At 72.6% G+C, this 13,794-nt stretch carries 14 protein-coding genes; 2 read left to right on the forward strand and 12 right to left on the reverse strand.

Features of this window, described 5'->3' with window-relative positions:
• Positions 1–136: 136 nt before the first annotated feature.
• From ABEE00_RS15620 to ABEE00_RS15640, 5 genes are all read right to left on the reverse strand, one after another.
• Positions 137–1,540, reverse strand: a complete 1,404-nt coding sequence (locus ABEE00_RS15620) for an amino acid permease (RefSeq protein ID WP_345746063.1) — start codon at positions 1,538–1,540, stop codon at positions 137–139.
• A gap of 161 nt (positions 1,541–1,701) precedes the next feature.
• A complete protein-coding gene (gene argF, locus ABEE00_RS15625) occupies positions 1,702–2,712 on the reverse strand; it encodes an ornithine carbamoyltransferase (protein WP_345746064.1) in 1,011 nt (336 codons plus the stop codon).
• A gap of 116 nt (positions 2,713–2,828) precedes the next feature.
• Positions 2,829–4,067: an arginine deiminase gene (locus ABEE00_RS15630; RefSeq protein ID WP_345746065.1), complete on the reverse strand. Its 1,239-nt coding sequence runs from the start codon at positions 4,065–4,067 to the stop codon at positions 2,829–2,831.
• Between the two features lie 190 nt (positions 4,068–4,257).
• Positions 4,258–5,184, reverse strand: a complete 927-nt coding sequence (gene mmuM / locus ABEE00_RS15635; RefSeq protein ID WP_451918587.1) for a homocysteine S-methyltransferase — start codon at positions 5,182–5,184, stop codon at positions 4,258–4,260.
• Between the two features lie 15 nt (positions 5,185–5,199).
• A complete protein-coding gene (locus tag ABEE00_RS15640) occupies positions 5,200–6,123 on the reverse strand; it encodes an LLM class F420-dependent oxidoreductase (RefSeq protein WP_345746066.1) in 924 nt (307 codons plus the stop codon).
• Between the two features lie 134 nt (positions 6,124–6,257).
• On the opposite strand from ABEE00_RS15640, the gene ABEE00_RS15645 reads away from it, so the two are divergent.
• Positions 6,258–6,542 carry a hypothetical protein gene (locus ABEE00_RS15645; RefSeq protein WP_345746067.1) on the forward strand — a complete coding sequence of 95 codons (285 nt, stop codon included), beginning with the start codon at positions 6,258–6,260 and terminating at the stop codon, positions 6,540–6,542.
• A gap of 172 nt (positions 6,543–6,714) precedes the next feature.
• Here ABEE00_RS15645 and ABEE00_RS15650 read toward each other — a convergent pair whose 3' ends face one another.
• From ABEE00_RS15650 to ABEE00_RS15670, 5 genes are all read right to left on the reverse strand, one after another.
• Entirely contained in the window at positions 6,715–7,176 is a 462-nt protein-coding gene (locus ABEE00_RS15650; protein ID WP_345746068.1) for a DUF6099 family protein, read from the reverse strand.
• Between the two features lie 106 nt (positions 7,177–7,282).
• On the reverse strand, positions 7,283–7,612 hold the full coding sequence (locus ABEE00_RS15655; RefSeq protein WP_345746204.1) for a nucleotide pyrophosphohydrolase: 330 nt from the start codon (positions 7,610–7,612) through the stop codon (positions 7,283–7,285).
• A gap of 164 nt (positions 7,613–7,776) precedes the next feature.
• The gene (locus tag ABEE00_RS15660; protein WP_345746069.1) at positions 7,777–8,937 is read right to left on the reverse strand and encodes an AAA family ATPase; all 1,161 of its coding nucleotides are present in this window, start codon (positions 8,935–8,937) and stop codon (positions 7,777–7,779) included.
• 217 nt (positions 8,938–9,154) lie between these two features.
• A complete protein-coding gene (locus ABEE00_RS15665; RefSeq protein ID WP_345746070.1) occupies positions 9,155–9,460 on the reverse strand; it encodes an AzlD domain-containing protein in 306 nt (101 codons plus the stop codon).
• On the reverse strand, positions 9,457–10,218 hold the full coding sequence (locus ABEE00_RS15670) for an AzlC family ABC transporter permease (RefSeq protein ID WP_345746071.1): 762 nt from the start codon (positions 10,216–10,218) through the stop codon (positions 9,457–9,459). The genes ABEE00_RS15665 and ABEE00_RS15670 overlap by 4 nt, the downstream gene beginning before the upstream one ends.
• A gap of 148 nt (positions 10,219–10,366) precedes the next feature.
• On the opposite strand from ABEE00_RS15670, the gene ABEE00_RS15675 reads away from it, so the two are divergent.
• A complete protein-coding gene (locus ABEE00_RS15675) occupies positions 10,367–12,112 on the forward strand; it encodes a tetratricopeptide repeat protein (RefSeq protein ID WP_345746072.1) in 1,746 nt (581 codons plus the stop codon).
• A 21-nt stretch (positions 12,113–12,133) separates the two neighbouring features.
• On the opposite strand, the gene ABEE00_RS15680 is transcribed toward ABEE00_RS15675, so the two are convergent.
• Complete coding sequence (locus ABEE00_RS15680) at positions 12,134–12,841, reverse strand: S1 family peptidase (protein ID WP_345746073.1); 708 nt, start codon at positions 12,839–12,841, stop codon at positions 12,134–12,136.
• A 186-nt stretch (positions 12,842–13,027) separates the two neighbouring features.
• Positions 13,028–13,759, reverse strand: a complete 732-nt coding sequence (locus ABEE00_RS15685) for a MerR family transcriptional regulator (protein WP_345746074.1) — start codon at positions 13,757–13,759, stop codon at positions 13,028–13,030.
• Between the last annotated feature and the right edge of the window lie 35 nt (positions 13,760–13,794).

The following is a 13,794-nucleotide window of genomic DNA, read 5'->3' on the forward strand; positions in this document are numbered from 1 at the left end:
GGGCAGTCGTTCCGCAGGGGCGAGGGGGGTACCTCCCTGCTCGGAGCGAAGCCGGAGAGCTTGGGGGAGGGTGGGCACACCGGAACCGCCAGCCGCGAGGCCCCCGCAACCCCGCACCTGCGCAGGCGCAGCCCCGTTACGCCTCGACCAGGCGCGACCGCCGCCGCCCGTACACCTGATACACCAGCGCCCCCACACCGAGGAACACCACGAACTGCACCCACGTCCCCCACGGCAGCCCGTACATCAGATACGCGCAGAACCCCACGCCCAGCACCGGCGTCACCGGGTAGAACGGCACCCGGAAGCGCCGCTCCAGCCCCGGCCGCGACCGCCGCAGCGCGATCACGCACACATTGACCACGGCGATCGCCGCCAGCGTCCCCATCACGGTCAGATCCAGGACGACGTCCAGCGGCACCACAGCAGCCGGCACAGAAAAGACCACGCACACGATCCACGTATTGGCCACCGGCGTGGACGTCTTCGGTGAGATCCGCTCGAAGACCTGAGGCATCAGCCCGTCACGCGACATGGACATCAGGATCCGCGTCTGCCCGTACAGCACCGCCAGCACCACCGACGCGATGGCCACCACCGCCCCGATCGCGATCACCGTGCTGCCGAAGGCGGACCCCGTCGCATGGTTCACGATCAGCGACAGCGCCGCCGGCTTCCCGCCGACCTCCTCCCACGGCATCGCGCCGAGCGCGGCCACCGAGACCAGGCAGTAGAGGAGGGTGACGACGCCGATGGTCACCAGGACGGCGAGCGGGATGTTCCGCCGCGGATTCTTGACCTCCTCGCCCGCCGTCGAGATCGCGTCGAAGCCGATGAAGGAGAAGAACGCGACCGAGGCCCCCGCCCCGATCCCCGCCAGCCCCTCCGGCGCGAACGGCGAGAGGTTCCCCGCCTCGTACGCGGTGAAGGCGATCCCGCAGAACAGCAGCAGGATGAAGATCTTGATGATGGCCATCGCGGCCGTGGCCCGCGCGCTCTCCCTGATGCCCCGCACCAGGAGTACGCCGGCGAGCAGCATCACGATCACCGCGGGCACGTTGACCACCCCGCCGTGCCCCGGCGCGTCGGCCAGCGCCGCGGGGATCTCCCAGCCCACGGTGTTGCGCAGCAGCTCGTTGAGGTACTGCCCCCAGCCGATCGCCACCGCCGAGACGGACACCCCGTACTCCAGCAGCAGGCACCAGCCGACCAGGAACGCGGTGCGCTCGCCCAGCGCGGCGTAGGCGTACGAGTAGGAGCTGCCGGAGACCGGCATCGCGCCGCCCAGCTCGGCGAAGGAGAACGCGGTGAAGATGCAGGTGATCGCCGCGAGGACGAAGGAGACGATCACCGCGGGCCCGGCCTCGGCCACGGTGTCGGAGAGGCCCACGAAGATCCCGGTGCCGACGATCGCGCCGATGCCGAAGCAGACGAGCTGGAAGGGCCCGATGGTGCGCTGGAGGCCGTGTCCTTCGAGGTCGGCGCCGGATTCGGCGAGGAGGGTCTCAGGCGGCTTGCGGCGCCGGGTGGTGCTGGGCATGCGCGTACTTTCCGGGTGCTTCGGGGTGGGAGGCACAGAAAAAGGGTCCGGGCCTTCCGGCCCGGACCCCCTCGATTCTGAGCACTTCCATCGTAACCGGATGGAATGCATGCCTCCGCATATCCATGTATGACTATGCGCACACCTATGCGCCGGAGTGCTTACGAGGCGCCGCCCAGCGTCGCGACCATGACCGCCTTGATCGTGTGCATCCGGTTCTCCGCCTCGTCGAAGACCACCGAGTGCTCGGGCGACTCGAAGACCTCGTCGGTGACCTCCAGCGAGGTCAGCCCGTGCCGCTCGTGGACCTCGCGGCCCACCGCCGTGCCCAGGTCGTGGAAGGCGGGCAGGCAGTGCAGGAACTTCACCCCTGGATTGCCGGTGGCCCGCAGCACGTCCATGGTCACCGCGTACGGCCTGAGCAGCGCGATCCGCTCGTCCCACACCTCCTTGGGCTCGCCCATCGACACCCACACGTCGGTGGCCACGAAGTCGGCCCCGCGCACGCCCTCCTCGACCTGCTCGGTGAGGGTGATCCTCGCCCCTGACCGCTCGGCGAGCGCGCGCGCCTGCGCGACCACCTCGTCGGCCGGCCACAGGCTGCGGGGCGCCGCGATCCGCACGTCCATGCCCAGCAGCGCGCCGGTGACCAGGTAGGAGTTGCCCATGTTGTTGCGCGCGTCGCCCAGGTACGCGAAGGAGATCCCGGTCAGCGGCTTGGCGCAGTGCTCGGTCATGGTGAGCACGTCGGCGAGCATCTGGGTCGGGTGCCAGTCGTCGGTCAGCCCGTTGTAGACCGGCACACCGGCGTACGCGGCGAGCTCCTCCACCACGTCCTGCCCGCTGCCCCGGTACTGGATCGCGTCGTACATCCGCCCCAGCACCCGCGCGGTGTCCCGCGCCGACTCCTTGTGCCCGATCTGCGAGCCGGAGGGATCGAGGTACGTGGTGTGCGCGCCCTGGTCCGCGGCGGCGACCTCGAAGGCGCAGCGGGTGCGGGTCGAGGTCTTCTCGAAGACGAGCGCGACATTGCGGCCGCGCAGCCGCTGCTCCTCGGTGCCCGCCCTCCTGGCGGCCTTCAGCTCCGCGGCGAGTCCCGTCAGGTGCTCGAACTCCCCGGCGGTGAAGTCGAGTTCCCTGAGGAAGTGCCGGCCCGTGAGGTCTGTCGCCATGGTGGGCTCCTCGCTTGCTGCGTGCAGGTCGTACGGGGTCTCCTCGTAAACCGGAAGTATATACGAGTATCCGTATCTCTATACAAGCGGAGGGCGGGAACCGGGCGGCGCCCCGCTCAGCCGTCCACGGCGCCCCGCTCCACCGGGCAGCTCATGCAGCGCGGCCCGCCCCGGCCACGGCCCAGCTCGCCGCCGGGGATCTCCAGCACCTCGATGCCCTGTTTGCGCAGGTGGGTGTTGGTGGTGACGTTCCGCTCGTAGGCGAGGACCACGCCGGGCTCCACGGCCAGCACGTTGCAGCCGTCGTCCCACTGCTCGCGCTCGGCCGAGTGCACGTCCTGGGTCGGGGTCAGCACCCGGATGCGGTGCAGCCCGAGCGCGGCCGCGATGGCCCGGTGCATGTGCTCGGGCGGATGGTCGGTGACCTTCAGCTCCTGCTCCTCGGCGCCCGGTTCGATGGTGTAGGAGCGCAGCATGCCCAGCCCCTCGTACTGGGTGAAGGTGTCCCCGTCGATCATCGTCATCACCGTGTCCAGGTGCATGAAGGCCCGGCGCTTGGGCATGTCCAGCGCCACGATGCAGCGCGCGGAGCCGGTGGCGAACAGCCCGCGCGCCAGCATCTCCACCGCCTGCGGAGTGGTCCGCTCGCTCATCCCGACGAGCACGGCGCCGTCGCCGATGACGAGGATGTCCCCGCCCTCCATCGTCGAGGGGTACGCGGTCTGCCCCTCGGACCAGAAGCGGAAGCCGCCCGCCTCGGGCCCGGTGAACAGCGGGTGGTGCCGGTAGATCGCCTCGAAGTGCACGGCCTCGCGCTGCCGCGCCGGGCGGCGCATCGCGTTGATCGAGACGCCGTCGTAGATCCAGGCCGAAGTGTCCCTGGTGAACAGGTGGTTGGGCAGCGGAGCGAGCAGGAAGTCGTCCAGGTCCATCACGTGGAAGCGCACCGAGGTGGGCTCCGGATACCCCTCCAGGAACTCCCGCTTGGTCATCCCGCCGACCAGCGCCTCGGCCAGCTCCTCGCAGGGCTTCCGCTCGAACACCTCCCGCAGGTGCCCGGTGGCCAGCGGCCCGTACTCCTTCTCGTCGAAGACCCTGTCCAGCACCAGCTTCCGCGCCTCGGGCACCGCCAGGGTCTCGGTCAGCAGCTCGCCGAAGAGGTGCACCGCGACGCCGCGGTCCCGCAGCGCGTCCGCGAAGGCGTCGTGCTCCTGCCTGGCCCGGCGCACCCAGAGCACGTCGTCGAAGAGCAGCTCGTCCTTGTTGGTCGGCGTGAGCCGCTTCAGCTCCAGATCGGGGCGGTGCAGCACGACCCGCTTGAGCCGCCCCGCCTCGGAGTCCACATGGAATCCCATGGCCCCATACTGTCCCCGCACAGCGGGTTCCGGCAGGGGCAGATCCTCTGCGGGGCCCGGCTTCGACTCCCGTACGAGGCCCCGTACGAGGCCCCGTGCGCGGTCCGGGCCCGCTCCCGTACGAAGTCCCGTACGCGGTCCGGGCTCGCTCCCGTACGACGGCCGGGGTCAGCTCGTACGGGGTCCGGGGTCAGCTCTCGTACGAGGTCCCGTGCGCGGTCGCGGCCAGTGCGGCGATCTCGCGCGGGCCCACCCGGCAGCAGCCGCCGACGAGCCGCGCGCCGGCCGCCGTCCACGCGCCGAGCCGCGCCGGGTCGAAGGTGGGGCTGCCGGTCCACGACCGCGCCGCCGCGTCCCAGCCCTCGCCGCTGTTCGGATACGCCACGGCCGGCTTGCCGGTCGCCGCGCACGCCGCCTCGACGGCGCCCGCCACGTCCTCGGCCGCGCAGCAGTTCACGCCCGCGGCGATCACCTGCGGATTGCCGGCCGCCACGGCGAAGGCGTCCGCCAGGGGCTGCCCGGCCCGCGTGCGGTCGCCCGCCACCGTGTAGCTGAGCCACACCGGGACCCCGCAGCCCTCGACCGCGCGCAGCAGGGCCTCCGCCTCCGCCGCGTCCGGCACCGTCTCCAGGGCGAGCACGTCGGGGGCGGCCTCCACCAGCGCCTCGACCCGGGGGCGGTGGAACTCGGTCAGCTCGCGCACGCCGAGCCCGTACCGGCCGCGGTACTCGCTCCCGTCGGCCAGCACGGCCCCGTACGGACCGACCGAGCCCGCCACCCACACCCGCTCGCCCGCGCCCGCCCGCTCCGCTGCCTCGCGCGCGGCCCCGACGCTGCGGTGGAACAGCCGGCGCGCCGCGGCGCGGTCCGTGCCGCGGCGCGCGAAGCCCTGGAAGGACGCCTGGTAGCTGCTGGTGATCAACACCCGGGCGCCCGCCCGCACATAGGCGGCGTGGGCCGCGACGAGCTGGCCCGGGTCGTCGGCCAGCAGACGGGCCGACCACAGGGCGTCGGAGAGGTCGCAGCCCTGCGCCTCAAGCTGGTTGGAGAGGCCGCCGTCGAGGACGACGGCGCCTTCCGCCAGGGCGTCGGCGAGCGGGCGCTCGGGGATGGTCACCGGGTCACCGCCTCATCAGGCGAGCTGGGACTGGACCTTGCTGGAGATCAGCTCCAGGTGGTCCAGGTCGCTCAGGTCCATGATCTGGAGGTAGATGCGCGAGGAGCCGGTCTCGGCGTACCTCCCGATCTTGTCCACCACCTCGTCGGGCGTACCGGCCAGGCCGTTCTCCCGCAGCTCGTCCACCTCGCGGCCGATCGCGGCGGCCCGCCGGGCGATCTCGGCCTCGTCCCTGCCGACGCAGGCGATCAGCGCGTTGGAGTAGGTGAGTTCGTCCGCCGCACGCCCCCGCGCCTGCGCGGCCTCCCGTACCCGGGCGAACTGCGCGGCGGTGTCCTCGATCGAGGCGAAGGGGATGTTGAACTCGTCGGCGAAGCGGGCCGCCAGCCGCGGCGTGCGCACCTTGCCGAAGCCGCCGATGAGTACGGGGATGCGCGGCTGCGCGGGCTTGGGCAGCGCGGGCGAGTCGCTGAGCTGGTAGTACGTGCCGTCGTAGCTGAACTTCTCGCCCTCGGCGGCGCCCCACAGCCCGGTGATGATCTCCAGCTGCTCCTCAAGGCGCCCGAACTTCTCCTTGGGGAACGGGATCCCGTACGCGGTGTGCTCCGCCTCGTACCACCCGGAGCCCAGGCCGAAGTCGACCCGGCCGCCGGACATGGCGTCGACCTGGGCGACCTGGATCGCGAGCGGCCCTGGCAGCCGGAAGGTGCCGGCCGTCATCAGGGTGCCGAGCCGGATCGTGCGGGTCTCGCGGGCGAGCCCGGCCAGCGTGATCCAGGCGTCGGTGGGTCCGGGCAGCCCGTCGCCGTCGCCCATGACCAGGTAGTGGTCGGAGCGGTAGAAGGCGGAGAAGCCGAGGTCCTCGGTGGCCTTGGCGACGGAGAGCAGGGTGTCGTAGCTCGCGCCCTGCTGGGGCTCGGTGAAAATGCGCAGATCCATGCCGTCCATCTTGCACCGTGCGCCCCCGTGACCCGCTCTCGGCCGTGATCGTTGGCGGGGTCGAATCGGCCGGACGGACGCGGACCAACCGGCGCGAACCGTCCGGTTCCCCAGGACGCGTCAGGAGGACGTACATGTCCCACGAAGCCGTACCGGAGCCCAACACACCGCAGCCCGGCGGCAGTTCGGAGGAGCCGGAGGAGGACGGACTCTCCAAGGGGCTGCTGGACCAGATGGACGAGCTGATGGCCGCGCTCAACGCGGACCTCACCCGGCTCGACGCCGACCTCCAGTCCAGGCTGCCGGACGAGGACGAGCCGCAGGAGCAGGACGAGTCGCCCGAGCTGCCCGGGCAGGACGCGTCCGGCGCCGGAGAAGCGGAGTCCTCCGGCGCGGAGACCGGGTCCGGCCCCGCCTAGGGGGTTTCTGATGGATCTCCGTGGGTGAAGGAGCGGCGTCCGGTGCCTGCTCTCGGCGTGCCGGCCGGAAGCCCTCGTACTGGGCGTACTCGGGCTTGCGGCCGGTGCGGCGAGAGCATGTGCCGGGCGTCGCGATGCCACGGAGATCCATCAGAAGCACCCTAGGCCCGGCTCAGGCGACGCCTCCCCGCTCCAGCAGGTCGAGCCTGCGCAGGATCGCCGTCACCCGGTCACCCGACTCGTCGGTGGCGTCGATGGCCTCCACGCACTGCCAATACAGCCCCTCGTCCTCCGCCTCGACCGCGGCGCTGAACAGCGCGGCGCCGGTCTCCCCGAGCAGCGTGGAGAGCTCGTGCAGCACACCGCGGGGGTCCACGACCATGGAGAGCTGCGCGGCGCGCACGCCGTCGGCACCGGGGCTCCCCTGCACGCGCAGGGCCGCGCCCGCCAGGCCGCCCGCCTCGCTGAGCCGCAGCGCCTCGTTGCGCACCACCGGCGGCCCGCTGACCGCGAGATGGGCGCCCACCGCTTCGGCGAGCGCGTGCGCCTGACACGCCTCGGTGACGATCGCCGATGCTTCGGCGCTCTTCGCCAAGGCGTGCCGGGTGGCCTCGATGAGGCATACCGCATCCATGTGCCATCCCCCTCCGCTGGTCGCTACCCAGCGTGACCGTCAACGGGCTCTACCGCCAGGGAGTTTGGGAAATCTGTGGACAATAGGCTTCGTGTGGATACCACGTTCACTCCATAGAGTGACCGGTACGGGTCACCGGGAAACGCTTCTCGTTCCTGTCGATCTTCGCATCCAGCGCCGCGAGCGGGTCCACGCCCAACACGCCGCAGAATTGCAGGAGATACGCGAGGACGTCGGCGACCTCGTCCTCCACCCGCGCGGCGCTCTCCCGGTCCGCCATCACCCGCGCCGACTCCTCGGGCGTGAGCCACTGGAAGATCTCCACCAGCTCGCCCGCCTCCACGCTCAGCGCGGCGGCCAGGTTCTTCGGCGTGTGGTACTGCCCCCAGTCCCGCGCCGCGGCGAAATCGGCCAGCCGCCGCTGCAACTCCCGCACGGTGGGGCCCTGTTGGGACCGCGCCTCGGACTGCGAGTCGTACGGGGACTCGTGCGGCGACTCGTACGGGGGCTCGTGGCCCGGCGGTGCGGCTCCTGGGGCGCGCGGGCCGCTGCCGTTGCGGCCCTCGGAAGAGGCGTGGGGGGTGACGTCCGGGGTATCGCTCACTCCCCCAGGTTTACCAGGGACACCCCGGGCGCCCCTCCTGCCCCCCGCAACACGGCGTCCGCGTCCCCCACGGTGGCGAGCACCCGCACGTGTCCGCGCTCCGCCATCCGCCGCGCCAGGCCCAGGAGTTCGGCCCGCTGGCGCCCGTCCAGGCCGCGGTCCATGCCGTCCGCCAGCACGGTCAGCGCCTGCCGCGCGGGCAGCACCTCCTCCGCCGGATCCATGGACAGCACGCCGGGGCCCGTCAGCAGGACGAGGGCGAGCGCCGTGTAGCGCAGTTCGCCCTCGCCGAGCCAGTCCAGCGGGGTGCCGCGCTCACCGCCGCGCCGCAGGACCGCGCGCACGCGCTGCGGCCCGCCGGCCGGCTCGGTGTCCAGGTCCTCGACGGGTCCGGCGCATCCGGCCCGTAAGGCGTCGACCAGCAGCCCGTGGCGTACGGCGCACTCCGCGCGGGTACGGTGCAGCACGGCGGCGAGGTTGCCGCAGTCCCTCCACAGCCTGCCGTCCGCCGTACCCACGGGATCCCGCATGACGGCCGGGCGCGGGTCGCAGGGGAACGCGGAGCGCAGCGCCACCACCACCTGCTCGGCGGCGGCGAGCACCTGGCGCTGCCCCTCCGTCGTGCCCGCGACCCGCAGCGGGAGCAGCGCGGTGCCCAGCCGGTCGTCCGGCAGCGGCGCGCGGACCACCCGGCTCACGCCCGCGCTGTGCCACTCGGCCGCGACGGTGCGGCGGCCCGGGTCGCGCAGCGCCGTGGCCAGCAGCGTCCTGCCGTCCGGCGCGGTCAGCCGCTCGCCCACGACGCGCAGTTCGGGCTCGGCCTGGACCGCGACGTCGCAGCGTACGAGTCCGGCCGGGCCGTCGACGGTGCAGCCGAGGCGGAAGCCGCGCCGCCCCTGCGGGTCGCTCCGCGCGTCCTGCGGCACATGCACGGAGGGGCCGTCGCGCCCGCCGTCGAACACCTCGCCCAGCGCGGCGCCGCCGCCGAGCCGGGACAGCGCCGCGTACGCCTCCAGCACGCTCGTCTTGCCGCTGCCGCTGGGTCCCGCGAGCAGCGTGACGGGGGTGAGCGGGACGGCCCTGCCGCGCAGGGTCCGGTATGCCGACAGCCGGAGTTCGGTCACCACGGCCGCGGTGGCGCTGCGGAGGTCGTCCATGCGGCGACGGTACGTACGGCGCGGGCCGGCGAACCGTTACGCCCTGCCCTCCTCCGCCCGATGGAATGGTCCGGCGGCACGCCACGGCGCACCCGTGGCATTCGCCGGAGCATCAACGGGGGTGCTGCGCCCCGGAGTTGGCTCCGCCGTATGAGCACGCCCGGAGTTGCCGCAGCGCACGCCGCGCTGGCCACGGGGCGCGCTCCCACTGCCGCGCTCAGCCCCCGTACCAGCGGAGCAGTGCCGTGGTCGCCGCGGCCGCCACCACCACGAGCAGGAACGGGGCGCGGCGCCAGATCAGCAGCGCGGCCACCAGCAGCCCCGCGGCGCGGTGGTCCAGCGTGAGGTGCTGGTCCGCGGTGAAGGTCTGCACCGCGATCAGGCCGGCGAGCAGGGCGACCGGCGCGGCGTCCGCTGTGCGCGCCACCGCGGGGTGCGCCAGGGCGCGTTCGGGGACCAGCAGGCCGAGGAGCTTCAGCGCGAAGCACCCGGCGACCGCGGCCGCGAGCCATGTCCAGCTCATATGGCGCCCTCCTCCTGGGTACGGCCCCTGCCGCCCTTGCCGCGCGCGGGGACCAGCAGCACGCTCAGCGCCGTGAGCCCCGCCAGCACCACCGGCATCCCGGCGCCGGCGAACGGCGTGACGCACAGCGCCGCGGCGCAGGCCAGCACGAAGACCATGCGGTGCGCGGGCTCCTTGAGGCGCGGCGCGACCAGCGCCAGGAACGCGGCGGACGAGGCCGCGTCGAGGCCCAGCACCTTCGGGTCGGACATCAGCGAACCGGCCAGCGCGCCGGCCAGGGTCGCCAGATTCCAGCACAGGAACACCGTGAGCCCGGTCGCCCAGTACGCGTAGCGCCCGGCCGCGCGGCTCGGCTTGCCGAACGCCATCGCGGCGCTCTCGTCGCTCAACAGGTGCGCGGCGGGCAGCAGTTGCCTGCCGGGGAGCCTCAGCACCGAGCGCAGGCTCACCCCGTAGAAGAGGTTGCGCGCGCCCAGCAGCACTCCGGTCGCGGTGGCCGAGGCGGCGCCGCCGCCCGCCGCCAGCACGCCCACCAGGGCGAGTTGGGTGGAGCCGCCGTACAACAGCAGCGAGAGCACCTGGGTCTGCACCACCGTCAGCCCCGCCGACACCGCGAGCGCCCCGTACGACAGCCCGTAGGCGCCGACCGCGACGCCGATCCCGAGCGCGTCCCTGAGCAGCGCGGACCGCTGCTCCCTCGGGACGCCCACGTCGTCCTCCGCCGCTGCCTCCGCCACGTGTTCCGTCACCTCTGCCACCCCTGACCCCCTTCAGATCCTCCGAAACATCTGTCATGGATACTACTCGGCATGACTGTAGAATGTCATCGAGATAGCCTAGAATGACATCGATGACATCGACGGTCAGCGCAGCCAGACGGCAGCGCACGAGGAGCGGGGCGTACAAGTGACCAGCGTTGCCGGGGCGTTCAAGGCCCTTGAGGAGCACGTCAGGGGCGGCAGGCCGTATGACGTGGCGGGTCTCGCCGAGCTGTCCGCCGCCGACCTCCGCCAGTCCGACGAGCACGACGTCGCCACGCTCCTGCTGCTCGGCGCCCTGTGCGCGCGCCTGGACGGCGGGCAGTCGGCGGCGGGCCCGCTGTTCACCGTCATGGAGCGCTACACCGACAGCTCGCTGCTCTACACGGGGCGCATCCTGCCCCGCACCGAGGAGATCGTCCGGCTGCTGGACCGCAGCGTGGACGAGCGCTCACTGGCCGGCCTGGAAGAGGCGGCCGACCACATGAGCCAGGGCTGGTCCGCGTACGCCGACTCCGTCTTCCCCGAGGCCTTCCAGCGGCTCGCGGAGGGGCTGGGGCTCGATCCGGAGCCGCGTGCGTTCTCCGAGGTCTCCTTCGTGCTGTGGTGGCGGGGGCTGGAGGCGGCGGCCTCCGGCGAACCGGCCAAGGCACGCCCCCTCTTCGAGCAGTCCCTCGCCCGCTACCGGCGCTATCTCTACTTCGCGGACACCGCCTGGCTCTTCACCGATCTCGTGGTCGCCGACCTCGCGGCGGGCGAGCACGAGAGGGCGGCCGCCGTGCTGGAGGAGCAGCGCGGGTACGTGGAGTCGGTGCGGGAGCAGTTCCCGCCGGCGCGGTCGGCCGCGAAGCCGTACTTCCACGTCGGCGACGTACGCAGCGGCGAGTACGGCACCTTCGTGGAGTCCTCGGCGCTGCGCCCGGGCGAACTGGCGCCGCGCGACCACGAGTTGCTGCGGCGGTATGTGCGGGCGGCCGAGTTCTTCCTCGCCGCGTGCCGGTACGGGAGGCGGCGGGACTTCGAGGCGGGGCTGGACGTCTTCTCGCTGGGCTGGACGGGCTTCCCCGAGTCCCCGTACCCGCGCATCCTGCGGCGCCTCGCCGAGCGGCACGCGGGGCACGCGGGGTCCGAGGAGTGGGACGTGCATCTCACCGCGCACGAGCGGTGGCACCGGATGCTGCGCACCTACCGGGTGCGGGTGAAGCCGGGACCGCTCATCGACGCGGCGGTCACCCTGCACGAACAGCTCGGCCACGCCGGGCTCCGGGAGCACGCCGGCCTCGTCCTGCTGGACGCCGCGGTGCTGCACGCGCGGCTGCACGGCAGGGAAACGGCCGTCGAGTGGATCACCCGCTACCTCGCCGAGCTGCGCTCCACCGTCCCGGACGCGCTGGGCGCCGTCGTCGACCACGTACAGGCGCCGCGGCGGCGGGGCGAGTGGCAGTCGCTGAGCACGTACATCGGGCTGCGCGCCGATCTGCTCGCGCCCGAATTCCTCTCAGTGGGAGTCACCGATTCGCGGATGTCCGATCCCGACCGGCTCGACATCGCCCTGTACGGGACCCGGCTCTCGGTCGAGGGCGTCACCGTGCACGAGCACGCCCCCGCGCCCCTGGTGGACGTGCTCAAGGTGCTGGGCGGCGACCTGATGCGGGCCCAGGACGCGGGCGAGGACGCCCCGTTCCTCACCGCGGCGGAACTCGCCGAGCGGTCGGGGCGTACGACGGCGGCGCTGGCGCAGACCGTCCGCCGCTTCCGCGCGGCCTGCAAACAGGCGTTCTCCGAGCTCACCGACTGGGACATCGCGCAGGACGCGGTGGTGCAGGGGCGGCCGGGGTATCGGATGAACCCGCAGCGGGTGGGGAATTTCAAGGTGCTGTCGACGGAGAAGTGAGAGGTCGGGAGGTCTCCCGCGCTACTTCCCGATCACCGACCGGATCCACTTGAGCTGCTGCGACACCTCTCCGGCCTCCGCCGTCGTCTCCCGGTCCGAGCCGTTGAAGACGCCGAGGAGGGTCTCGCTGCCGCGCGGCCCGGTGCTCATCACCGGGCCGCCGGAGTCGCCGCCCGCGGGTATCCCCTTCACCTTCTCCATGCAGAAGTCCGGTCCGCCCGGCGCGGTGTGGCCCGCGCAGCGCGGGTCGTCGGGCCGCACGACCCGCAGGTCCGACTGCTTGAGCACCGGCGACTGGCAGGCGTTCTCGTCCGTGGTGCAGGTCGCGCCCCACCCGTACTGCCGCACCTTCTGACCCCGGTGTACGGGGGCCGTGGACAGCCGCGCCGTGCTCGCCTTCATCGGCTGGACCTTGATCAGCATCATGTCGGCGTGCGCGCTGCCCACGCGCTTGCCCTTGAGCGGGCGCACCGTGGCGCCCTTGCGCATGTCGAGGCTGCCGACACGGAAGGAGATCCGCTTGTCGGCGACCGGCTGCGCCTGCTCGTAGAAGCAGTGCGAGGCGCTGAGAATCCACTGCTTGCCGACCGCTGTACCGGTGCACGCCGGTTTGCCGTCGACGAGCATCCGCACGGCCCACGGCCCGTACGTGCTCTTCGACCCGCCGATGACGGCGGAGGCGGGCCCGGCCGACACCACCGAACCCACCGCCGCCAGCAAGACGGTCATCAGCACCGCACCCACTCGACGCACCAACCGGACCATCCGGAACAGCTCCTCTCAGGAGGGTATGGAACGTACGGGTGCTGAGATATCGACTGAGTTCGAATGGTTCCCTGCGCGACGGGACCGGCCGATAACCGACGGTGGCCCCATGAGGCGCCCGCCTTACGGCGCCTGACACCCCGTCACCCCTCAGGAGTGCTGTTCCGCCCCCGCCTTCGCCCCCGCCAGCAGGGCCCTCAGCCGCCGTACGACATCGACCTGCGCGGGGTTGTAGAGGTCGGCGAGCGCCGCGTCGATCGCCTGGCGCGCGAACCGCGCCCCGCGCGGCGCGTCGGTGCTCAGCGCGTCCAGCCCCGGGTGCCGCCGGAAGAGCGCGCGCATGCCGGGGGCCATGCGCGTGGCCAGATCGGCGCGCGCGGACTCGTCGGCGTCGGCGGGCAGGTGCGCGAACTCCTCGCCCTCCTCGCCGAGCGGCCCCGCGGTCTCGGTGCCGTGATCGCGTACGAAGCCTGCGTACGCCTCCTTGCCGCGGGGCCCGAGCACCGTTCCCATGAAGGCGACGAACGGGTGCTCCTCCTCGGGCTCGGGACGCTCCGCGGCCGACTTGCGCAGGAGGGAGCCGACTTCCGCCCTGGACTGCTCCAACTTCTCGATCTCGGCGGACAGTTCGGCGTCCAGGGCGCGTAACGCCTCCTCGGGAGGCCCGTCGTCGGCGCCCATCTCGGCGATCCGCGGCAGCGAGAACCCCAGCCCCACGAGCCGCTTGATCCGCAGCAGCCTGACGAGATGGGCCACTCCGTACTGCTTGTACCCGTTGGGCCGCCGCTCCGGCTCCGTGAGCAGGCCGACCTCGTGGTAGTGCCGCACCGCACGCAGGCTGACCCCCGCGAGCTGCGCGACCTCGCGCGTACTCCACGCCACAGCGCTCTCCCCCCGTACCCGGCCACCCCAAGTGA

Origin of the sequence: Streptomyces odontomachicola (genome assembly GCF_039605595.1) — a bacterium.
Lineage (GTDB): Bacteria > Actinomycetota > Actinomycetes > Streptomycetales > Streptomycetaceae > Streptomyces.

Excerpts from the sequence above, each read along its gene's own strand:
- ABEE00_RS15640 (WP_345746066.1), bottom strand. The coding sequence starts at position 6,123 with ATGGATCTGCGCATTTTCACCGAGCCCCAGCAGGGCGCGAGCTACGAC.
- ABEE00_RS15630 (WP_345746065.1), bottom strand. The coding sequence starts at position 4,067 with ATGGGATTCCATGTGGACTCCGAGGCGGGGCGGCTCAAGCGGGTCGTG.
- ABEE00_RS15680 (WP_345746073.1), bottom strand. The coding sequence starts at position 12,841 with ATGACCGTCTTGCTGGCGGCGGTGGGTTCGGTGGTGTCGGCCGGGCCC.
- ABEE00_RS15620 (WP_345746063.1), bottom strand. The coding sequence starts at position 1,540 with ATGCCCAGCACCACCCGGCGCCGCAAGCCGCCTGAGACCCTCCTCGCC.
- argF (WP_345746064.1), bottom strand. The coding sequence starts at position 2,712 with ATGGCGACAGACCTCACGGGCCGGCACTTCCTCAGGGAACTCGACTTC.
- ABEE00_RS15650 (WP_345746068.1), bottom strand. The coding sequence starts at position 7,176 with ATGGATGCGGTATGCCTCATCGAGGCCACCCGGCACGCCTTGGCGAAG.
- ABEE00_RS15645 (WP_345746067.1), top strand. The coding sequence starts at position 6,258 with ATGTCCCACGAAGCCGTACCGGAGCCCAACACACCGCAGCCCGGCGGC.
- ABEE00_RS15660 (WP_345746069.1), bottom strand. The coding sequence starts at position 8,937 with ATGGACGACCTCCGCAGCGCCACCGCGGCCGTGGTGACCGAACTCCGG.
- ABEE00_RS15665 (WP_345746070.1), bottom strand. The coding sequence starts at position 9,460 with ATGAGCTGGACATGGCTCGCGGCCGCGGTCGCCGGGTGCTTCGCGCTG.